12 protein-coding genes are annotated in these 17,804 nt (G+C 73.1%); all 12 read right to left on the minus strand.

What is annotated here, in order from left to right:
- Positions 1–32: 32 nt before the first annotated feature.
- Positions 33–1,055: a guanitoxin biosynthesis L-enduracididine beta-hydroxylase GntD gene (gene gntD / locus AB0C99_RS04950; RefSeq protein ID WP_362469346.1), complete on the minus strand. Its 1,023-nt coding sequence runs from the start codon at positions 1,053–1,055 to the stop codon at positions 33–35.
- Between the two features lie 51 nt (positions 1,056–1,106).
- Positions 1,107–1,259 (minus strand): hypothetical protein, encoded by a 153-nt coding sequence (locus tag AB0C99_RS04955; protein WP_362469349.1) that lies wholly within the window; start codon positions 1,257–1,259, stop codon positions 1,107–1,109.
- 199 nt (positions 1,260–1,458) lie between these two features.
- Positions 1,459–2,595, minus strand: a complete 1,137-nt coding sequence (gene rsgA, locus AB0C99_RS04960; RefSeq protein ID WP_362469352.1) for a ribosome small subunit-dependent GTPase A — start codon at positions 2,593–2,595, stop codon at positions 1,459–1,461.
- Positions 2,592–3,302 (minus strand): 4'-phosphopantetheinyl transferase superfamily protein, encoded by a 711-nt coding sequence (locus AB0C99_RS04965; RefSeq protein WP_362469355.1) that lies wholly within the window; start codon positions 3,300–3,302, stop codon positions 2,592–2,594. The genes rsgA and AB0C99_RS04965 overlap by 4 nt, the downstream gene beginning before the upstream one ends.
- A 5-nt stretch (positions 3,303–3,307) precedes the next feature.
- A complete protein-coding gene (locus AB0C99_RS04970) occupies positions 3,308–3,979 on the minus strand; it encodes a hypothetical protein (RefSeq protein ID WP_362469358.1) in 672 nt (223 codons plus the stop codon).
- On the minus strand, positions 3,976–5,256 hold the full coding sequence (locus tag AB0C99_RS04975) for an MFS transporter (RefSeq protein WP_362469361.1): 1,281 nt from the start codon (positions 5,254–5,256) through the stop codon (positions 3,976–3,978). Before AB0C99_RS04975 ends, AB0C99_RS04970 begins: the two co-directional genes overlap by 4 nt.
- Positions 5,253–13,511, minus strand: a complete 8,259-nt coding sequence (locus AB0C99_RS04980) for an amino acid adenylation domain-containing protein (RefSeq protein ID WP_362469364.1) — start codon at positions 13,509–13,511, stop codon at positions 5,253–5,255. The genes AB0C99_RS04975 and AB0C99_RS04980 overlap by 4 nt, the downstream gene beginning before the upstream one ends.
- Positions 13,508–13,747 (minus strand): MbtH family protein, encoded by a 240-nt coding sequence (locus AB0C99_RS04985; protein WP_362469367.1) that lies wholly within the window; start codon positions 13,745–13,747, stop codon positions 13,508–13,510. The genes AB0C99_RS04980 and AB0C99_RS04985 overlap by 4 nt, the downstream gene beginning before the upstream one ends.
- Positions 13,748–13,751: 4 nt before the next feature.
- A complete protein-coding gene (locus tag AB0C99_RS04990) occupies positions 13,752–14,837 on the minus strand; it encodes a thioesterase domain-containing protein (RefSeq protein ID WP_362469369.1) in 1,086 nt (361 codons plus the stop codon).
- 48 nt (positions 14,838–14,885) lie between these two features.
- Positions 14,886–15,668 carry an SDR family oxidoreductase gene (locus AB0C99_RS04995; RefSeq protein ID WP_362469372.1) on the minus strand — a complete coding sequence of 261 codons (783 nt, stop codon included), beginning with the start codon at positions 15,666–15,668 and terminating at the stop codon, positions 14,886–14,888.
- Positions 15,665–16,843 (minus strand): alpha/beta hydrolase, encoded by a 1,179-nt coding sequence (locus AB0C99_RS05000; RefSeq protein WP_362469375.1) that lies wholly within the window; start codon positions 16,841–16,843, stop codon positions 15,665–15,667. The genes AB0C99_RS04995 and AB0C99_RS05000 overlap by 4 nt, the downstream gene beginning before the upstream one ends.
- Position 16,844: 1 nt before the next feature.
- Entirely contained in the window at positions 16,845–17,804 is a 960-nt protein-coding gene (locus AB0C99_RS05005) for a chlorinating enzyme (RefSeq protein ID WP_362469377.1), read from the minus strand.

Below are 17,804 nucleotides of genomic sequence, written 5' to 3' on the forward strand. Positions count from 1 at the left end.
CGCGCCACTCCCCCTATGTTTCTCCGGATGGGTCAGATCAGGACACGGCCCGACGCTGTGTCCCTGGTCTCCCGCGACTTGCGCAGGTCACGGGTGATGATGGCCTTCTGGAGCCAGCGGTCCGTACCGTCGTAGCGCGCGGTGAACGCCTTGCGGCCGTGCACGGCGAGGTAGTTGTCGACGACGAGCAGCGTGCCGGCCTCGACGACGACGTCCTGGGTGGCCCGCTCCAGCTCCGCGATGAGCTCCTTCAGCGCCTGCTCCGCCGCCGCGTCACCCTCCACGCACCGCATGAAGAAGGGGTCGATGCGCAGATACGGGGATTCCGGGGCGCCGAAGAGGACGGCGACCGGCTCCGGGGTCTCGCGCATGGCGCGCATCCGCAGCAGCCCCGGGTGGTCCGGCTGGACGACGGCAAGCTGACGCAGGTGCTCGTCATCCGGAAGGATGTAGAAGCGAGGCTCCGACAGCACCCTGCGGGTCTCCGCGCCGAGGCGCACGTCGCGGATGGAGGCGACGGTGGTCGGCACCCGGTCGTGGTTGCGGATTCCGAATAGGGCCAGATAGTCGCAGCGGTACGGGTGGAATCCGTCCTCGGTGTGCCATTCCAGCAGTACATCGCTGCCGTGGCCGCTCTGTTCGTTCTCCTCGCCGGCGATCGGGAGCACATTCTGGATCATGCGGCCGGACTGGAGGGTGGGCCAGCTGAATATCTCGCCCAGGCATTTTCCGATCAGCGAGAGGAAGATTTCCTCGCGCCGGGTGTTCAGGGAGGCGGCGGCGTCGGCCCAGTTGCCGGGCGTGGGTCCCACGCCCTCGTCGTCGACGTGGAATCCCCGGATCTTGAATGCGGCGGCCGGGTCGTCGCGGCGGAACTCGGCGAGGAACTTCCGCAGTCCCACGGGGAGCCGGCCGGTCAGCTCCCAGGCCCCGTCGTGGAAGCCGGGGTGGCCCGGGTCGGAGCCCGTCCGCTTCAGCTCGACGATCAGCGCGTCCAGTTGGGCGACCTCGTCGGTGGACAAGTCGTAGTGGAGTACGCCCTGGTCAATGGTCACGGGAATTCGCCCTCTCTGGCATGGTGGGTAGGAGCCGCGGGCGGCCCTGGGCTAGTCCCAGCCCCAGCTGTCGCCGCCGTCGGTCACGGTGGTGGTCTTGCTCGTGTGCAGGGTGTCCGCGGCCTGTGCGGCGGAGGCGCCCAGCACCGTCGCGGAGAGGGCGACGGCGCACGAGACCAGGTAGACAAAAGCCTTGCGTCGCATTTCTTTTACCGTCCGATTCCCTCGAAGTGGCTTGTGGCTTACTCGATTTAGCGGCCAGATGCTTTTCATCTGCTGCCGTTGAGTAATCTGCCAGGGGCCGAACGGGCGCTACAAGAAGTTCAGTTGGCACCAAGGTGCAGTGGCTGCAAGTGGCCACATCCGCCGCCCGTGGCGAGAAGCGGGTGTGGCCGGACCACCATCAGAACGCCTTACGGTGTTTCCCGCCGCGCTTGCGCTCGTACATCTCGCGCCCGGCGGCCTCGCGGCGGCGCCATTCGCGGCCGAGCTCGGCGCGCAGCCGGGCGTCGGTGCGCGAGGCGATCCAGGCGCTCTCGCGCAGCAGCTTGCGGTAGCTCTCGAACCGGCGGTGCGAGAGGGTGCCGTCCTCGACGGCGGCGAGGACCGCGCAGCCGGGTTCGGCGTGGTGTTCGCAGTTGTGGAAGCGGCAGTGCGCGGCGAGTTCCTCGATCTCGGCGAAGACCTGGGTGAGGCCGTCGTTGGCCTCCCACAGGCCGACCCCGCGCAGCCCCGGGGTGTCGATCAGCAGCCCGCCCGAGGGCAGCGGCAGCAGGTCGCGGGTGGTGGTGGTGTGCCGGCCCTTGCCGTCGCTGCCGCGGACCTCTCCCGCCTCCTGCTCCTCGGCCCCCAGCAGGGCGTTGACCAGCGTGGACTTTCCGACGCCGGACTGGCCGAGCAGGGCCGAGGTGCGGCCGGCCAGGGCGGCGGCGAGCGCCTCCAGGCCGTGCCCGTCGAAGGCGCTGACGGGGAAGACCTCCGCCCCGGGGCCGGCCTCGGCGACGTCGTCCACCAGGTGGGTGATGTCGGGGACGAGGTCGGTCTTGGTCAGCACCACCAGCGGCTGGGCGCCGCTGGACCAGGCCAGCGACAGGAAGCGCTCCAGGCGCCCGAGGTCCAGCTCGACGGCGAGCGAGACCGCGATGACGGCCAGGTCGATGTTGGCCGCCAGCACCTGGCCCTCGGAGCGGGCCGAGGAGGTCGAGCGGGTGAAGCGGGTGCGGCGGGGCAGCAGCGCCCGCACGACGGGGCCGCCGCCGGCCGCCGGGGCGGTCTCGACGGCCGCCCAGTCGCCGGTGCAGGGCGCGGCGGTCGGGTCGGCGCCGAGGACCGGCGTGGTGTCGGCCCGTAACGCCGCCACGGGGGCGCCGGGGTCGGCGGAGGCGGCGGCGACCGCCTCGCAGCGGCCCCGGTCGACCCGCACCACCCGGGCCGGGACGAGCCCGGCGGCGGCGTGCGGGGCGAACGCGTCGGCCCAGTCGGGGTCCCAGCCGTAGGCGGCGAGGGTGTGCACATTCGGGTCTTCAAAGGCGCTGGTCACAGCGGTCCCCTCGATCGGTGGTGCGGATCGGGGCCATTGTCGGGCCGCCGTACGGCCGTGGCCGTGAGGACCAGCCCGTCCCTGACGAGAAACCCTCCTTCGAAGCCGGTCAGCCGCACCCCGTCCACCACCGGGCCCTCGACGAGCAGCCGGGCGGTGAAGGTGGAGGTGTCCGGCCGGAAGACGACCGTGGCCTCGCTGAAGTCCAGCCACCGGCCGGTCAGCGGGGACCACGCCTTGAAGACGCTCTCCTTGGCGCTGAACAGGGCCCGGTCCCAGTGGATCTCCGGCCGCAGCGCGGCCAGTTCGGCCAGGTGGGCCCGCTCCTCCGCGCCGGTGACCAGGTGCAGCACCCCGGTGTGGTCGAGCGCCGCGTGCGGTTCGGCGTCGAAGCCGAGCGCCGCGAGGTCGGCCGTGCGGGCCACGGCGGCGGCCCGGTAGCCGGCGCAGTGGGTGATGCTCCCGACGATCCCGTCCGGCCACCGCGGGGCCCGGGAGGGCTCCGCGTACGGGATGGGCACCGGGGCCAGGCCCAGCCCGCCGAGAGCCCGCCGGGCGCAGGCCCGCGCGGTGGTGAACTCGCGGCGCCGCGCGGGGACGGCGCGGGCGAGCAGGTGCTCCTCGCCCGGGAAGGGGACCGGCTCCCCGGCCGGGTCGCCGAACGCTTCCGCGGTCGCGACCGGCCGGGGCAGCAGTTCCTCGATCATCGGGCCTAGCCGGCCTTCCGCAGCTCGACCTTCGGCCGCGCCGCCGCCACCTCGCCGAGCGCCGTCACGGTCGCCGTGTCCTCCCACCACCGCACGGGGCGGTCGATGGGGTCGATCGGCATGACGGACTTGAACATGTCGTTCTCGAGGTTGGCGAGCTCGGCGTCGTACGGCCTGCCGGTCGCCTTGAAGGCCCGCTGGATGCGGACCCGGCGGCGCTCGATCAGCTCGGCGTTCCGCTCGAAGGTGGAGGCCGGCTGGAGCAGGAAGTACGTGTGCGGGCTGCCGAAGTTGAAGCGCGGCGAGTGCTCGGGGTAGCAGGGCGCGAAGGAGACGACGAAGAAGCGCTCGCCGCCGATCATCGCGTACCAGGTCTCGTCCGGGTCGGGGTCGTCCTGGACGTAGACGGACGGGTACAGCTCGCACAGCGCCTCGAAGAAGCGGCGGGTGAGCCGGGTCAGCGCGGGCAGGGTGGCGCCCAGCTGCGGGTCCTCGAAGGTGAGGAGCATCCCGTCGAGCTCGCGCTCGCGGGCCGAGGCGAAGAACTCCTCGATGGTGTCGCGGTGTTCGCGCAGCCCGGTCTCGATGTCGGTGCCGGTGACGCTGACCGGGGTGCCCATGCGGGAGGGCTTGGCGAAGGGGCAGTGGGTCGTCTGGACGATCCGGTCGAAACTCATGCTGACCTCACAGCTTCACTTTCCGATGCGGGGGCGGGGGCGGAGGCGCGGCAGCCCAGGACGTAGAACCACCAGCCGAGGACGACCAGGGCGATCAGCGCGGCGAACATCGCGGCCGGGGAGGCGTGCACGAGGAGGAAACCGCAGATGATCGGGCCGATCGCGACCCCGACGTGGACGAGGTTCTGGGCCCCGAAGTAGCTGCCGCGGAGGTTCTCGGGGGCGATGTTGTCGATGAACATGTACTCGGCGGGGACCACGATGACCTCGCCGATCGTGAAGACCACGATGGCGGCGACGATGATCCACACGTTGGTGGAGAGGGCCATGCCGACCAGGCCGAGGACGAAGGCCCCGGTGCCCCAGGTGAGCCAGCGCAGCAGGGTCTTCTCCTTGAGCCGGCTGCCGATGACGTACTGGGTGGAGATCACGACGATCGCGTTGGCGGCCGAGATGTACGCGACGAGCTGGTAGGCGGTGTCGCGGGACTCGACCAGGACCAGGTACTGCGACATGTAGGTCAGCAGCGGACCGTAGACGACGATGCTGAGGATGCCGCCGAGGGTGAACAGGCCGAGCCTGCGGTCGGCCCGCATGACCCGCAGCACCTCGCGGAAGTTCATCGACTCGTCGTCGGAGGAGGCGGATGCGGCGGCCCCCTCGGCGCCCTCGGCGGCGGCCTTCGCGCCCGCCGGGCCCGCCGTGAACAGCCTGCGGAAGATCACCAGCGGCAGCAGGGCCGCGAAGATGACGCCGGCCGCGAGCCAGAACGGGCCGCCCGTGCCGGCCTTGACCGTCCACACGCCGAGGAAGGGGCCGACGGCCGCGCCGATGTTCTGCAGCGAGTAGCGCAGCGAGAACACCTTGGCGCGGTTCTCGGAGGGGAGCAGGTCGGCGAGGAGCGCGTTGGCGGTGACGCTCATCGAGGAGGAGGCCGTGTTGGCGACCAGCAGCACCGCTATGACCAGGACCGGCGAGTCCAGGAAGGGCAGCCCGCCGTAGAGCAGGGTGAGCAGCACGTCCAGGACGATCATGAAGTCGACCTTGACGAAGCGGTCGGCGAGGTAGCCGCCGTAGACGCTCACGAAGGTGCCGACGAGCAGGCAGATGCCCAGGACGTAGCCGACGTTGGCGCCGTTCATGCCGAGCGAGTCGTTCAGGTAGATCGGCAGGTAGGCGAGGATGCCGAAGAAGCTGATCGAGCGCGCCATGGCGCAGAGCAGCATGATCCGTACGGCGGTGGGCAGCTCGCGGACGAGCTGGAGGAAATTCTTCACGCCCCACCCTCTCGCGCGATGGTCTCGATGATCTCGATGAGGGTGTCCTTGACGAAGTCGATCTTCTTCTCGTCGAAGAGATCGGGATGGTGGCCGAAGAGCAGTTCCAGCCGCTCCCCGGGGATGACGGTGATGCCGAGGGGGTAGTGCGAGACGCCCTTGGCGCCGTCGGTGCGCTCGGTCGCGCGCAGCCCGCCGAGGTCGGCGGCACCGTCCTCCTCGTCGGGCTGGCTGGGGTAGTTCTGGAACACGTAGTAGGAGTCGAAGAGTTCGCCCGTGCCCGCGAGCCGCTGGATCTCGGTGAGGCCCAGGTGGCGGTGGGGGAAGACGTCGAGCTGGGCGGACTGCACCCGGGTGAGGACGGTCCGCAGCGGCTCCCCGGCGGCGGCGCGGACGCGCAGCGGCACGGTGTTGATGAGCAGTCCGACGACCGACTCGATCCCCTCGATCTCGGCGGGCCGCTCGGAGACGGTGGTGCCGAAGACGACGTCGTCGGTGCCGGTGAGCCGGCCGAGGAGCAGCCCCCAGGCCGTCTGCACGGCCGTGTTGAGGGTGATCCCGAGGCGGGCGCAGGCCCGCTCCAGGTCCCGGGTCAGCTCCGCCGGGAGGACGGCGCCGGTCGTCCGGGGCAGCACGTGCGGGGCGAGCCCCGGGGTGCCGACCCGGGTCGGGCCGGGCAGCCCGTCCAGGTAGCCGCCCCAGGCGGTGACGGCCGCCGCCGCGTCCTGCCCGGCCAGCCAGGCCAGGTAGGAGCGGTACGGGACGGCCGGCGGCAGCGCGTCGCCGCGGCCCGCGTACAGCTCGAACAGGTCGTGCCAGACCACCGGCATCGACCAGCCGTCGAGCAGGATGTGGTGGTCGGCGACGAGGAGTTCGTGCCGGGTGGCGGCGTAGCGGATCAGGCTGAAGCGGAGCATCGGGCCGTCCGCCAGGTCGAAGCGCAGCCGCGCGTCGTCGGCGACGATCCGGTCCCGTTCGGCCCGCTGGTCGGCGGGCGGCAGCCCGGTCAGGTCGTGCAGCGCCCAGGGCACCTCGACCGTGGCGCGGACCACCTGCACCGGCCGCTCCAGGCCGCGGACGGCGAAGGAGGCGCGCAGGTTTGTGTGGCGCATGAGCAGCCCGTGGGCGGCCTCCCGCAGCCGCTCCGCGTCGAGCGGCCCGGTCAGGTCGAAGACGGTCTGCCCCTGGTAGGGGTCGTCGTCGTGCTCGGGGTCGGCGGAGGCGCTGACGTGGAGCAGCAGGCCCTGCTGGAGCGGGGCGAGCGGCAGCACGTCGGCGAGGCCCGGGTAGCGCCGCTCCAGTTCGGTGAGGGTGGACTGCTTGAGCGGCAGCAGGGTGATGTCGGAGGGGGTGAGCCCGCCGAGCTCCGGGTGCGCGGTCAGCGTCCCGAGGGCCGCGAGGAGCTGCTCGAAGCGCTCGGCGAGGGCGGTGGTCTCCGCCGCGTCGAACAGCCCGGTGTCCCAGCGCCAGCGCAGCTCGGCCGCGCCGCCGTCGGTCCGCAGCTCGACCACGAGGGCGTACGGGGCCTCCTCCGTCGCCGCCGCGTCCGCGCCGTACCGGAAGGCGACCCGCGACGGGCCGAAGTCCGCCTCCGCCGCCGCGAGTTCCGCGTAGTTGCGGCCCTCGGCGGGGGTCGCCCTGACCTGCTCCTTGACGCGCTTGAGGGCACGGGCGAGGCCCCTCGGGTCGGTCAGCGCCCGGTCGATGCCGGCCAGCCCGGGGACGAGCCGGACCGGGTACGGGGCGGGGGCCGCCGCCGTCGCAAGGTCCACCCGCAGCGCCGACTGGGCGGCCGGCAGCCTGCGGGCGCGCCACTCGATGAGGGCGGGCGCGAAGGCGGCGAGCGCCAGGTGCTCGGGCGCCGCGTGGAAGAGCCCCGGCAGGGTGCCGAGCAGCGCGGCGGCGGCCTCGGCACCGAGGGCGCGCCCGGACTCGGCGTGGGCGCCGGAGGGTTCGCCGTAGGACGGGTCCGGGGTCTCCAGGGTCTTCAGCCAGTGCGGCAGCTCGGTCGCGGCGGCGGCGGCCGGGTCGACCGCCTCGGCGGCCTGCGCGGCGCAGGCGATCAGCGCCTCCACCGTCTGGTGCTGGAAGACGTCGCGCGGGGTGATGACGAAGCCCTCCGCGCGGGCCCTGCTGACGAGCTGGATGGAGCGGATGGAGTCGCCGCCCAGGTCGAAGAACTGGTCGTCGACGCCGACCGTCTCCAGGCCGAGGACCTCCGCGAACAGCCGGGCGAGGGTGATCTCCCGCTCGGTGCGCGGTGGCCGGACGGCCCGCGAGGTGAAGTCGGGCGCGGGCAGCTTCCGGGTGTCGAGCTTGCCGTTCGGGGTGAGCGGCAGCCGGTCGAGGAGGACGACGGCGGCGGGCACCATGTGCTCGGGGAGCTGCCGGGCGGCGTGCCGGCGGACCTCCAGGGCCAGCTTGCGGGTGTGCTCCTCGGCGCGCGGGTCGTTGCCGTGCGCGTACAGGCTCCGGCCCTCGGCGGGGGTGTGCCGGAAGACGCCGGTGAGCCAGGGCGCGGCGGCCCGGTCCGGCCCGAGCAGGACCGCGTCGAAGAGGTCCCCGTCGGGGGTGTCGGTCCAGGTCAGCCGGGCCGTGTAGCCGAGCTCGGCGGCCAGCGCGTGCACGGCCTCCGGGTCGGTGCCGGGGCGCTCGGCCGGGACCAGGCTCCGGACGGGCGCCGTGCCGCCGTCCCGCACCCGGCGGGCGGTGAGCACCTCGGCGGCGACCCGCCGGTTGGGGACGCCGGTGACCCGCAGCAGCCCGGGGCGGGTGTCCGCGAGGTGGGCCCGCAGGGCCTCGGCGCCGTCCCAGGCGAGCTCGGGGGCATCGGCGACGGAGACCAGGTCGGCGCCGCGCTTGTGCAGGACGACCTCGTAGCGGAAGTCGGTCAGCTCGTTGCCGTGGTGGCCGCGCTTGAGCTGGACGTCGACGCCGGCGACCTCGGGGACGGCCTCGCCGATCCGGCTGAAGAAGGCCGGGTCGAGGAGGAGTTCGCTCTCCAGGGCCACGGTGTGCTCGACGAGTTCGCGGACCACGCCGGCCTGCTCCTCGGCGTGCGCCCCGTCGTGCAGGGCGATCGCGGTGAGGAAGGGGTGGAGCAGCCCGAGGTGGCGGATGTCGCCGAGGAAGATCCGGCCGCCGGGCTCCAGGAGCGCCATGGCCTGCCGGATCACGTCGATCAGGTAGGGGACGCTCGGGAAGTACTGGGCCACGGAGTTGATGACGACCGTGTCGTACGTGTGCCCGGCCAGGTCGCCGATCTCGTGTCCGGCGAGGCTGCGCAGCATGACCTTGTCGCGCAGCTCCGCGGAGGCGGCGGCCCGGTTGCCGAGGGTCTGGATCAGCGAGGGCGAGAAGTCGACGCCGGTGTAGTGGTCGACGTGCGGGGCGACCTTCCACAGGATGAGGCCGGAGCCGACGCCGACCTCCAGGACCCGGCGGGGCTTCAGGTCGAGGATGCGGGTGATGGTGGCGTCCTGCCACTCGCGCATGTCGTCGAGCGGGATGGGCCGGTTGTCGTAGCTGCTGTTCCAGCCGGTGAAGTCCTGCTCGACCCCCAGGTCCTCCTGCTCGCTGTAGCCCTGCTCGTGGATCTCCTGCCACTTGTCGACGTGCGCGATGTCCTCGGCGAGGTCGTGCGCCCGCTCCTCGCCGTTCCTCGGCACGACGTAGCCGACGAGCTGCTTGTGGTCGGGGGTGTCCTCGCGGACCACGACGACGGACTGGGCGACGCCGTCGTGGGTGTCGAGGACGGCCTCGATCTCGCCGAGCTCGATCCGCATGCCGCGGATCTTGACCTGGTCGTCGGCGCGGCCGACGAAGTCCACGACACCCTCGCCGGAGGGCAGGGTGCGCCACTTGGCGAGGTCGCCGGTGCGGTACATCCGGCCGCCGGGCTCGCCGTACGGGCAGGCCACGAAGCGCTCGGAGGTGAGCCCGGGGCGGTTGAGGTAGCCGCGCGCCAGGCCGTGGCCCGCGATGTACAGCTCGCCGACCACACCAGGCGGCACCGGCCGGAGGGCCGCGTCGAGCACGTACACCCGGGTGTTGTGCAGCGGGCGGCCGACGGGCACCGAGTCCGCCTCGAAGGCGCTCCCGGCGTCCCCGACCCTCCAGTACAGGGTGTCGACGGTCGCCTCGGTCGGACCGTACGCGTTGATCATCGTCCGGCCGCGCGACCAGGCCGCCGCGAGTCCGGGCGGGCACGCCTCGCCGGCCACCATGATGTTCCCGACGGCGGCCAGCGCGTCCTCGGCCATCGAGCCGAGGATCGTCGGCGAGAAGGTGATGTGCGTCGGGCGGTGGCGGGCGGTCAGCGCGCGCTGCCGGTCCGGGGAGAGCAGCTCCTCCGGCGAGGTCAGGATGACGGCCGCGCCCGACAGCAGGGTGCAGCACATCTCGCAGAAGGTCGGGTCGAAGTTGATCGACGAGAACTGCAGGAAGCGGGAGTCGGCGTCGAGGCCGAAGCGCTCGATGTAGCTGCGGGCCAGGTTGGGGATGCCCTTGTGGGTGACGGCGACGCCCTTGGGGCGGCCGGTCGAGCCCGAGGTGTAGATGACGTACGCCAGGTCTCCGGTACGCAGCGGGGCGCGGCGGTCCGTGTCGGTGGGCGCGTGCCCGGGGCGCGCGTCGAGCTCCGCGCGGGCGGCCGGGTCGTCGAGTTCGAGCCGGAGCACGTCCCGGGCCTCGGCGGGCAGCTTGGCGAGGACGTCACCGGTGGTGATCAGGACCCGGGGGCGGGTGTCCTCGACCATGAACGCCAGGCGGTCCGGCGGGTAGTCGGGGTCGAGCGGCAGATAGACGCCGCCCGCCTTGAGGATGCCCAGCAGGCTCGCCAGCAGGTCGGGCGAGCGGCGCAGCGACAGGCCCACCACGTCGTCGCGGCCGACCCCGTGGCCGATCAGCCAGTGCGCGACCCGGTTGGCGCGCCGGTCGAGCTCGGCGTAGCTGAGCTCGGTGTCCTCGTGGACGAGGGCGAGCGCGTCGGGGGTCCTGGCGACCTGCGCCTCGAAGAGGACGGGGAAGGTCGTGTCGGGCAGGTCGAGCGCGGTCGCGTTCCACGTGTCGAGGACGGCGGTCCGCTCGGCGCCGTCGAGCAGGTCGATGGAGTCCAGGGTGCGGCCCGGGTCCGCGACGACCAGGTCGAGGACGCGCAGCAGGTAGCGGGCGAAGCGCTCGACGGTGGCCCGGTCGAAGAGGTCGGTGGCGTACTCGATCTCGCCGCGCAGCCCGTCCGGGCGGCCGGCCCGGTCGAAGCGCTCGGTGAGCTCGACGGTCAGGTCGAACTTGGCGGTCCGGGTCGGCACCGTCTCGTGGACGGCGTCCAGGCCGGGCAGCCGCCACTCGGGCGCCACGTTGTTCTGGAGCACCAGCATCACCTGGAACAGCGGGTGGTGGCTGGTGGTGCGGGCCGGGTTGAGGACCTCCACCAGGTACTCGAAGGGCAGGTCCTGGTGGTCGTAGGCGGCCAGGTTCGACGCGTTCACGCGGGCCAGCAGCTCGGTGAAGGCCGGATCGCCGGAGGTGTCGGTGCGCAGCACCAGCGTGTTGACGAAGAAGCCGACGAGCTCGTCGAGCGCGCTGTCGGCGCGGCCCGCGAGCGGCGAGCCGAGCGGGATGTCGGTGCCCGCGCCGAGCTTGCTCAGCATCGTGGCGGTGGCGGCCTGGAGGACCATGAAGAGGCTGGCCCGCTCGCGCTGGGCCAGCGCCTGGAGCCGCTCGGTCAGCTCGGCGCCGACCTCGAAGGGCACGACGTCGCCGCGGAAGGTGGCGAGCGCGGGGCGCGGCCGGTCGGTGGGCAGGTCGAGCAGCTCGGGCGCGCCCGCGAGGCGTTCGCGCCAGTAGCCGAGCTGCCGGGACATCGCGGAGTCCGGGTCGTCGGTGGAGCCGAGCAGCTCGCGCTGCCACAGCGTGTAGTCGGCGTACTGGACGCCCAGCGGCGCCGCCTCGGGCTCCGCGCCGCGCCGGGCCGCCTCGTACGCCGCGCACAGGTCGTCGACCAGCGGGGCGAGCGACCAGCCGTCGGAGGCGATGTGGTGGATGCAGAGCAGCAGGACGTGCGCGTCGGGGCCGGTGCGGAAGAGGTCGACGCGGGTCGGGATCTGGGCCGACAGGTCGAAGAGGTGGCCGGCGGCCTTGTCGACGGCGGCCTGCGCCCGCTCCTCCGCGACCTCGTGGAAGGCGATCTCCACGCGGGCCTCGGCGGCCGGCACCACGATCTGCACGGCGCCCTCGGGGCCCTCGCCGAAGTACGTGCGCAGGCTCTCGTGCCGGGTGACCAGGTGGTCCACGGCCTTCTGGAGCGCGGCGGTGTCGAGTGCGCCGGTGAGGCGGACCGCGATCGGCAGGTTGTAGGTGGTGCTGGGGCCCTCCAGGCGGTGCAGGAACCAGAGCCGGCCCTGCGCGTACGAGACGGGCAGGTGCGCGCCGCGCTCCCGCCGGGCGGGCGCGGGGCGGGCCGGGGCGCCCGCGTCGAGGCGGAGCGCGAGGGCGGCGGGGGTGCGCTCCTCGAAGACGGTACGGAGGGGGAGTTCGACGCCGAGTTCGGCGCGGACCCGGGCGACCAGGCGGGTGGCGAGCAGCGAGTTGCCGCCGAGGTCGAGGAAGGCGTCGTCGGCGCCGACCCGGTCCACCCGCAGCACCTCGGCGAAGAGCGCGGCGAGCGCCTTCTCGCCGTCGGTGGCGGGCGCGCGGTAGGCGGTGGCGGCGCCGAACTCCAGCGGCGGGAGGGCCTTGCGGTCGACCTTGCCGGCCGGGGTGAGCGGGAAGCGGTCCAGGACGGCGACGCCGGCCGGGACCATGTGCGCGGGCAGCCAGGCGGCGAGCGCGGTGCGCAGGGCGGCCGGTTCGGGGGCGTGCCCGGGGGCGGGCACCACGTATCCGGCGAGGTGGGTGGAGCCGGGGCCGCCGTCCTCGCGGACCACGACGCGGGCCTGGGCGACCTCGGGGAGGCGGCGCAGGGCCTCCTCGATCTCGCCGAGCTCGATGCGGTAGCCGCGGATCTTGACCTGCTCGTCGACGCGGCCGAGGAAGTCGAGGGCGCCGTCGGGGCGGCGGCGCACGACGTCGCCGGTGCGGTACATGCGGGCGCCGGCCGCGTCCCCGAAGGGGCAGGCGACGAAGCGCTCGGCGGTCAGGCCGGGGCGCCCGTGGTAGCCGCGGGCCAGTCCTTCGCCGGAGAGGTAGAGCTCGCCGGGCTCGCCGTCGGGGACCGGGCGCAGCCGCTCGTCCAGGACATGGACGCCGGTGTTCCACATCGGTGTGCCGATGGTGACGGGCTCGCCCGCGCGGACCGGGGCGACCAGCGACCAGATGGTGGTCTCGGTCGGGCCGTACAGGTTCCACACCTCGGCGTGCCCGGCGGCGGCGAGGAAGTCGGCGAGGTCCTGCGGCAGCGCCTCGCCGCCGCACAGCAGCCGGGTCCCGGCCGGGAGTTCGGCCGGGGACCAGCCCGCCTCGCGCAGCAGCTGCCACAGCGCCGGGGTGCCCTGGACCAGGGTCGGCCGGGCCTCGGCGAGGCGGCGGCGCAGCGCGGCGCCGTCGACGGCGGTCTCGCGGGGCACCAGGTGCAGGGTGGCCCCGTTGACCAGCGGCAGGTAGAGCTCCAGGCCCGCGATGTCGAAGGAGATCGGCGTGGTCGACAGGATCGTGTCGGCCCCGCCGACCGCGTACCGGTCGGTCATGAAGGCGAGGAAGTTCGCCAGCGAGCGGTGGGTGACCACGACGCCCTTGGGGCGGCCGGTGGAGCCGGAGGTGTAGATCGTGTACGCGCCCTGGGCGGGCCCGGTGGCGCGGCCGCGGGGGTCGCTCTCCGGCGCGGCGGCCTCCTCGCCCGGGTACAGGCGCGCGGTGCCCTCGGGCACCGGCCCGAGGCCCGGCTCGACGGCCGGGGTGGTGATGAGGGCGCGGGGGCGGGCGTCGGCCGTCATGTAGGCGAGGCGCTCGCTCGGGTAGCCCGGGTCCAGCGGCAGGTACATCGCCCCGGCCTTGAGGGTGCCGAGGAGGGCGGCGACCAGCTCCGGGGAGGACGGCAGGGCGACGGCGACGGTGTCGCCGGGGCCGATGCCGAGGCCGCCGAGGCGGTGCGCGACCCGGTTGGCGCGCGCGTTGAGCTGCGCGTACGTGAGCGCGGTGGTGCCGTCGGTGAGGGCGACCGCGTCCGGGACGCGGGCGGCCGTCGCCTCGAAGCGGCCGACGAGGCCGTCCGCCCAGGGGGCGGCCGTGTCCGCGGAGTGCTCCAGCTGTGCGGTCATGAGTGCAGGTCCCGTCCGGTGGTCGCGGCCGGCGCGAGGGCCGTCCAGTGCTCCTCGACGTACTCCAGGCACGCCGTGCGCGTCCCGGGGCCGAAGGCGGCCGTCCAGCCGGCCGGCACCTCGGCGAAGTCGGGCCACAGGGAGTGCTCGCCGGCGGTGTTGGTCAGGACGCGGTAGACGCCCCGCTCGTTCTCGAACGGGTTGGTCGCCTCGTCCGTCTGCTGTGCCTCGCCCATGTCCTCAGCCCTCGCCCACGAAGTCGTCGATGCGCGCGGCGATCTCGACCGCGTCGGTCATGCAGAGCTTCACGCCGTACGAATCGGAGTCCATGACCTCGGCGGTCAGCTCCCCGGTGATCGCCTCGCGCCACAGCCCGAAGGTCTCGTTGTCCTTGGCGAGCAGCATCAGCGCGTCCACGTCGAGCGGCTCGGGACGGTAGGTCTCCAGGGCCCGCGCGGTGGTGCGGAAGGCGTGGTAGACGCGCTCGGCGAAGTCGGTGGCGCCGCCGCCCTTGGCCGCCGCCTCGGCGCCGAACAGGACGGCGGTGACCTCCTCGTACACCGCGGCGTGCTCCGCGTCGGCCGCGTCGAGGACGGCGTGCTCGACGTGCGGGGCGATCAGCCGCAGCATGTCGTAGCGGTACTCGACCAGCCGGGCCTGCTCCGTGCCGGGCTCCTCCGGGCCGGTGCGGGAGCCGTCCAGGTAGCCGTCGACGATGACCAGCTTCCGGAGGCCCAGGCCGCGCTCCTCCGCGATGCGGGCGAGCTCGTAGCCGATCACGCCGCCCGCGCAGGCGCCGACGACGTGGAAGTCGTCCTCGCCGAACTCGTCCTCGATCAGGTCCGCGTACCGCTCGGCGATCTCCCGCATGTCGTCGGGGACGGCGACGTCGCTGATGTGCGGGGACTGGATGCCGTAGCAGGCGCGGTCGGAGCCGAGCAGCCGCACCAGGTGCCCGTAGCCGTCGACCAGGCCGATGCCGGGGTGGATGAAGACGAGCGGGGTGCGGGAGCCCTGGTTGCTCATCCGGATCACGGACCGCTCGGTGGGCGCGGCCTGGAGCAGCGCCTTGTTGGCGCACAGCTTGCTGATCGTGCGGTGGCGCAGCAGGTCGCCCATGTTGAGGGACCAGCCGAGCCGCTGGTTGATCTGCTCGATGGTGACCAGGGCCAGCAGGGAGTCGCCGCCGGTCGCGAAGAAGTCGTCGTCGAGCCCGACGGTCTCCCGGCCGAGCGTGGTCTTCCAGATCTCGACGAGGGTCTGCTCCACCAGGCTCCGGCCCGGCGTGACCTCGGACTCCTCGATGGTTGTCTGCCGAGCACTCACAGCGGAACTCTCACTTTCGTCACATGAGGTACGAGGAAGGCGGCGGGGCTACGCCCAGCCGCCGGTGAAGGGGATGACGTCGCCGGTCAGGAAGTCGGCGGAGCCGCTGGTCAGGAAGACCACCAGGTCGCCGATCTCGCGGGCGGTGCCGAGCCGGCCGGCCGGCAGCAGGCCGCGCAGCCTCGCCCGGCCCTCGTCGGTCGCCCACGCCTCCGGCGGGTAGTAGGTCTCGCTCTCCAGGAAGTTGGGGGCGATCGCGTGCACGACCACGCCGTGCGGGGCGAGTTCGCGGGCCGCGGCCTGCGCGTAGACGGAGGCGGCGGCGCGCAGCGAGCTGTAGACGGCGAAGCCGGGCTCGGGGCGGACCGGGGCGGCCGAGGTGAGCACCACGATGTGGCCGCTCCCCCGCCGCCTCATGTGCGCGGCGGCCTTGCCGAGGACGGCCGCCGGGGTGACGACCAGCGCCTCGGCGGCCCGCCGGAGCTCGGCCGCGTCGGGCTGGTCGACCGGCTGGTAGCGGGCCGGGTAGACGTCGTTGCTGACCAGCACGTCGAGCCGGCCGAAGCGCTTGACGGCCTGCCCGACGGCCCCGGCCGGGGTCTTCGCGTCGCTCGCGAAGGCCCCGTCCCGGCCGTCCTCGAAGGCGGTGCGGGCCGCCTCGTCGAGGAAGTCGTCGTCCTGGCAGAACACCGTGTACCCGGCCTTGCGCAGCGCCTCGACCGCGCCGGGCCCGGCGTAGCGCGTCGCCTGCGTGACCAGGGCGACGCGCTCCGCCGGGGCGGCGCCGCGGGAGCCGGACGCACCGGCGGCGGAAGGGGTGTCCGCGCTCACGCGGCACCGCCGATGAACTCCCGCAGCATCGTGTAGACCTCGGGGTCCGGGATCAGGATGTCGTGGTGGGTGCCCGACTCCCGCTCCTCGACCCGGGCCTCGCCCCGCACCAGGCCGCCGAAGTGGCGGGCGGTGTCGGGGTGGGTCATCCGGTCCGTGCTGCTCGTGGCGATGAGCACCCGCTGGGTGATCGCCCGAGCGGCCTCGTTCGCGTCGTACGCCATGAGGGCGTAGTTCTGCTTCGCGTACCGGTGGAACAGCTCCACGTCCCCGTACGGGTAGAGGATGAACGGCGCCAGCCGCGGCTCCACGCCGAACAGCATGTTGGGGTCGAGGAAGAGGCTCAGCGTGCTCCGGGCCTTCGCGACCCCGGCGGCGGCCGTGGCGAGCACGCTCTGGAACTGCTTCTGGAACGGGGTGCGCGTGACACCCGCGCCGAAGTTCAGGTCGGGGTGGAGCACCGTGAGGGTCTCCACCCGGTCGCCGAACTCCGCCGCCGCGGCGACGCCGACCGGCGCCCCGCCGCAGATCCCGACGAGGTGGGCGCGGGTGATCCCGTACGCCGTGAGCAGCGCGCCCATCAGGGCGGTCTCCTCGGCGAAGTCGCCCGCCGGGGTGTCGAGTCCGCGCCAGTCGCCGAAGAGATACGGGTTCTCGTACGTGACGACGAGCCGGCCGTCCGGGCCCGAGGACAGCTCCTCCAGCCAGGGCCGGAACAGCGTGGCGGGCACGCCGGAGGGCAGGATCAGGACGATCGCCTCCTCGCCCGCCGGTCCCGCCGAGAACGCCTCGAAGGACGGCACACCCGGCGCCTCGACGAGCCGCCGGCCCGGGAGGGCGGCGAGCCCGGACGGGCCCGCCGCGAGGTCCTCCGGGGGCCCCGAGCTCTCGGCGACGGGACGCCAGCTGCCCAGCTCCAGGTCGACATAGGTGCTGAGGGCGACCTCCAGGGCGGACGGCTGCTGGGGGGCGGTCGCCTCGAACCAGGGGACGACCAGGCCGTACGCGTCGCCGACGGCGGCCAGGACCTCGTTGCAGCGGGCCGCCTCGGCCGCGGAGTACTCCTCCGCGGCCCGCTCGCCGGCCGGGAAGACGCGCAGGGTCTTCGAGGAGGCGGCGAGCAGCGGCTGGCACAGTTCGAGGACCTCGACCACGCTCAGGGTCTTGGTGGTCATGTCAGAACTTCTTCCCCCGGGTGGTCTCCGTGACCATGCGGTTGTCGGCGTTCTTGTTCTCGCCGCTGACCAGGACGGAGCCGTAGCGCTCCAGGCTGATCCGGCCGCCGTACTCCTCGATGTGGTCGCTGTCCGGGTAGACCGTGACGGTGGACGGCACGTAGCGGGAGGCGAAGCCCATGCGCATCTCGTTGGTCTTGCCCTCGTGCGGGTGCGAGGCGTGCATCAGCGTCGACCAGAAGATGATGAACTGGCCCGGCCGCATGACCTGCGAGACCGCCGCGTCCTCGTCCGGCGTCCAGTTCGGGTCCTTCTGGAGCTGGCGGTAGTCGTAGCCGAAGAAGCCGCGGCGGACGCCGTCCTTGTCGACCGAGTTGATCGAGTTGGGGTCGTAGTGCATGCGCTTGGTCTCGTCGTAGTTCATCGACTCGTGGGTGCCGGGGATGAACTGCAGGCAGCCGTTCTCGACCGCGGCCTCGGTGAACGCCGACCAGACGGTGATGGTGCCGCCGAAGTCGGAGTTGTCCGGCCACAGGATCTGCGGGGTGCCGGAGGCGTTGGCGAAGGTGTCCGCCTGGTGCCAGTCGGTGCCCTCGTCGCCCGGGTGCTTCGGGAAGAACTCGGTGCGCCAGCAGATGACGTCCGGGCCCAGGATCGAGTTGACCCGGTCGACGATCTCGGCGCGCCCGATGTGGGAGGCGAGGAAGTCGTTGTCGAGGTGGCGGTCGTAGTTGGAGATGTTGGTGGCGCCGGCCAGCGCGTCGTCCGGGTAGACGGCGTCGCCGCGGTCCAGCAGCTGGAGGCGCGTCTTGCGCCACTGCGCCTTCATCTCCTCCGGCGTGTAGAGCGTGAACGGGCCGATGAAGCCCTGCCGGTGGAACTGCTCGATCTCCTCGGGGGAGAGCGCGAAGGACTTCACGGCCTCGGCGGCTGCGGTGGTCTCGGTGGCTTCGGTGGTCAT

The organism is Streptomyces sp. NPDC048659, assembly GCF_040650575.1.
Classification (GTDB): domain Bacteria; phylum Actinomycetota; class Actinomycetes; order Streptomycetales; family Streptomycetaceae; genus Streptomyces.

What these genes read in the sequence shown, in the direction of transcription:
- AB0C99_RS04980 (WP_362469364.1), bottom strand. Translation starts at nt 13,511, where the DNA reads ATGACCGCACAGCTGGAGCACTCCGCGGACACGGCCGCCCCCTGGGCG.
- AB0C99_RS05000 (WP_362469375.1), bottom strand. Translation starts at nt 16,843, where the DNA reads ATGACCACCAAGACCCTGAGCGTGGTCGAGGTCCTCGAACTGTGCCAG.
- AB0C99_RS04955 (WP_362469349.1), bottom strand. Translation starts at nt 1,259, where the DNA reads ATGCGACGCAAGGCTTTTGTCTACCTGGTCTCGTGCGCCGTCGCCCTC.
- AB0C99_RS04985 (WP_362469367.1), bottom strand. Translation starts at nt 13,747, where the DNA reads ATGGGCGAGGCACAGCAGACGGACGAGGCGACCAACCCGTTCGAGAAC.
- AB0C99_RS05005 (WP_362469377.1), bottom strand. Translation starts at nt 17,804, where the DNA reads ATGACCACCGAAGCCACCGAGACCACCGCAGCCGCCGAGGCCGTGAAG.
- AB0C99_RS04970 (WP_362469358.1), bottom strand. Translation starts at nt 3,979, where the DNA reads ATGAGTTTCGACCGGATCGTCCAGACGACCCACTGCCCCTTCGCCAAG.
- AB0C99_RS04965 (WP_362469355.1), bottom strand. Translation starts at nt 3,302, where the DNA reads ATGATCGAGGAACTGCTGCCCCGGCCGGTCGCGACCGCGGAAGCGTTC.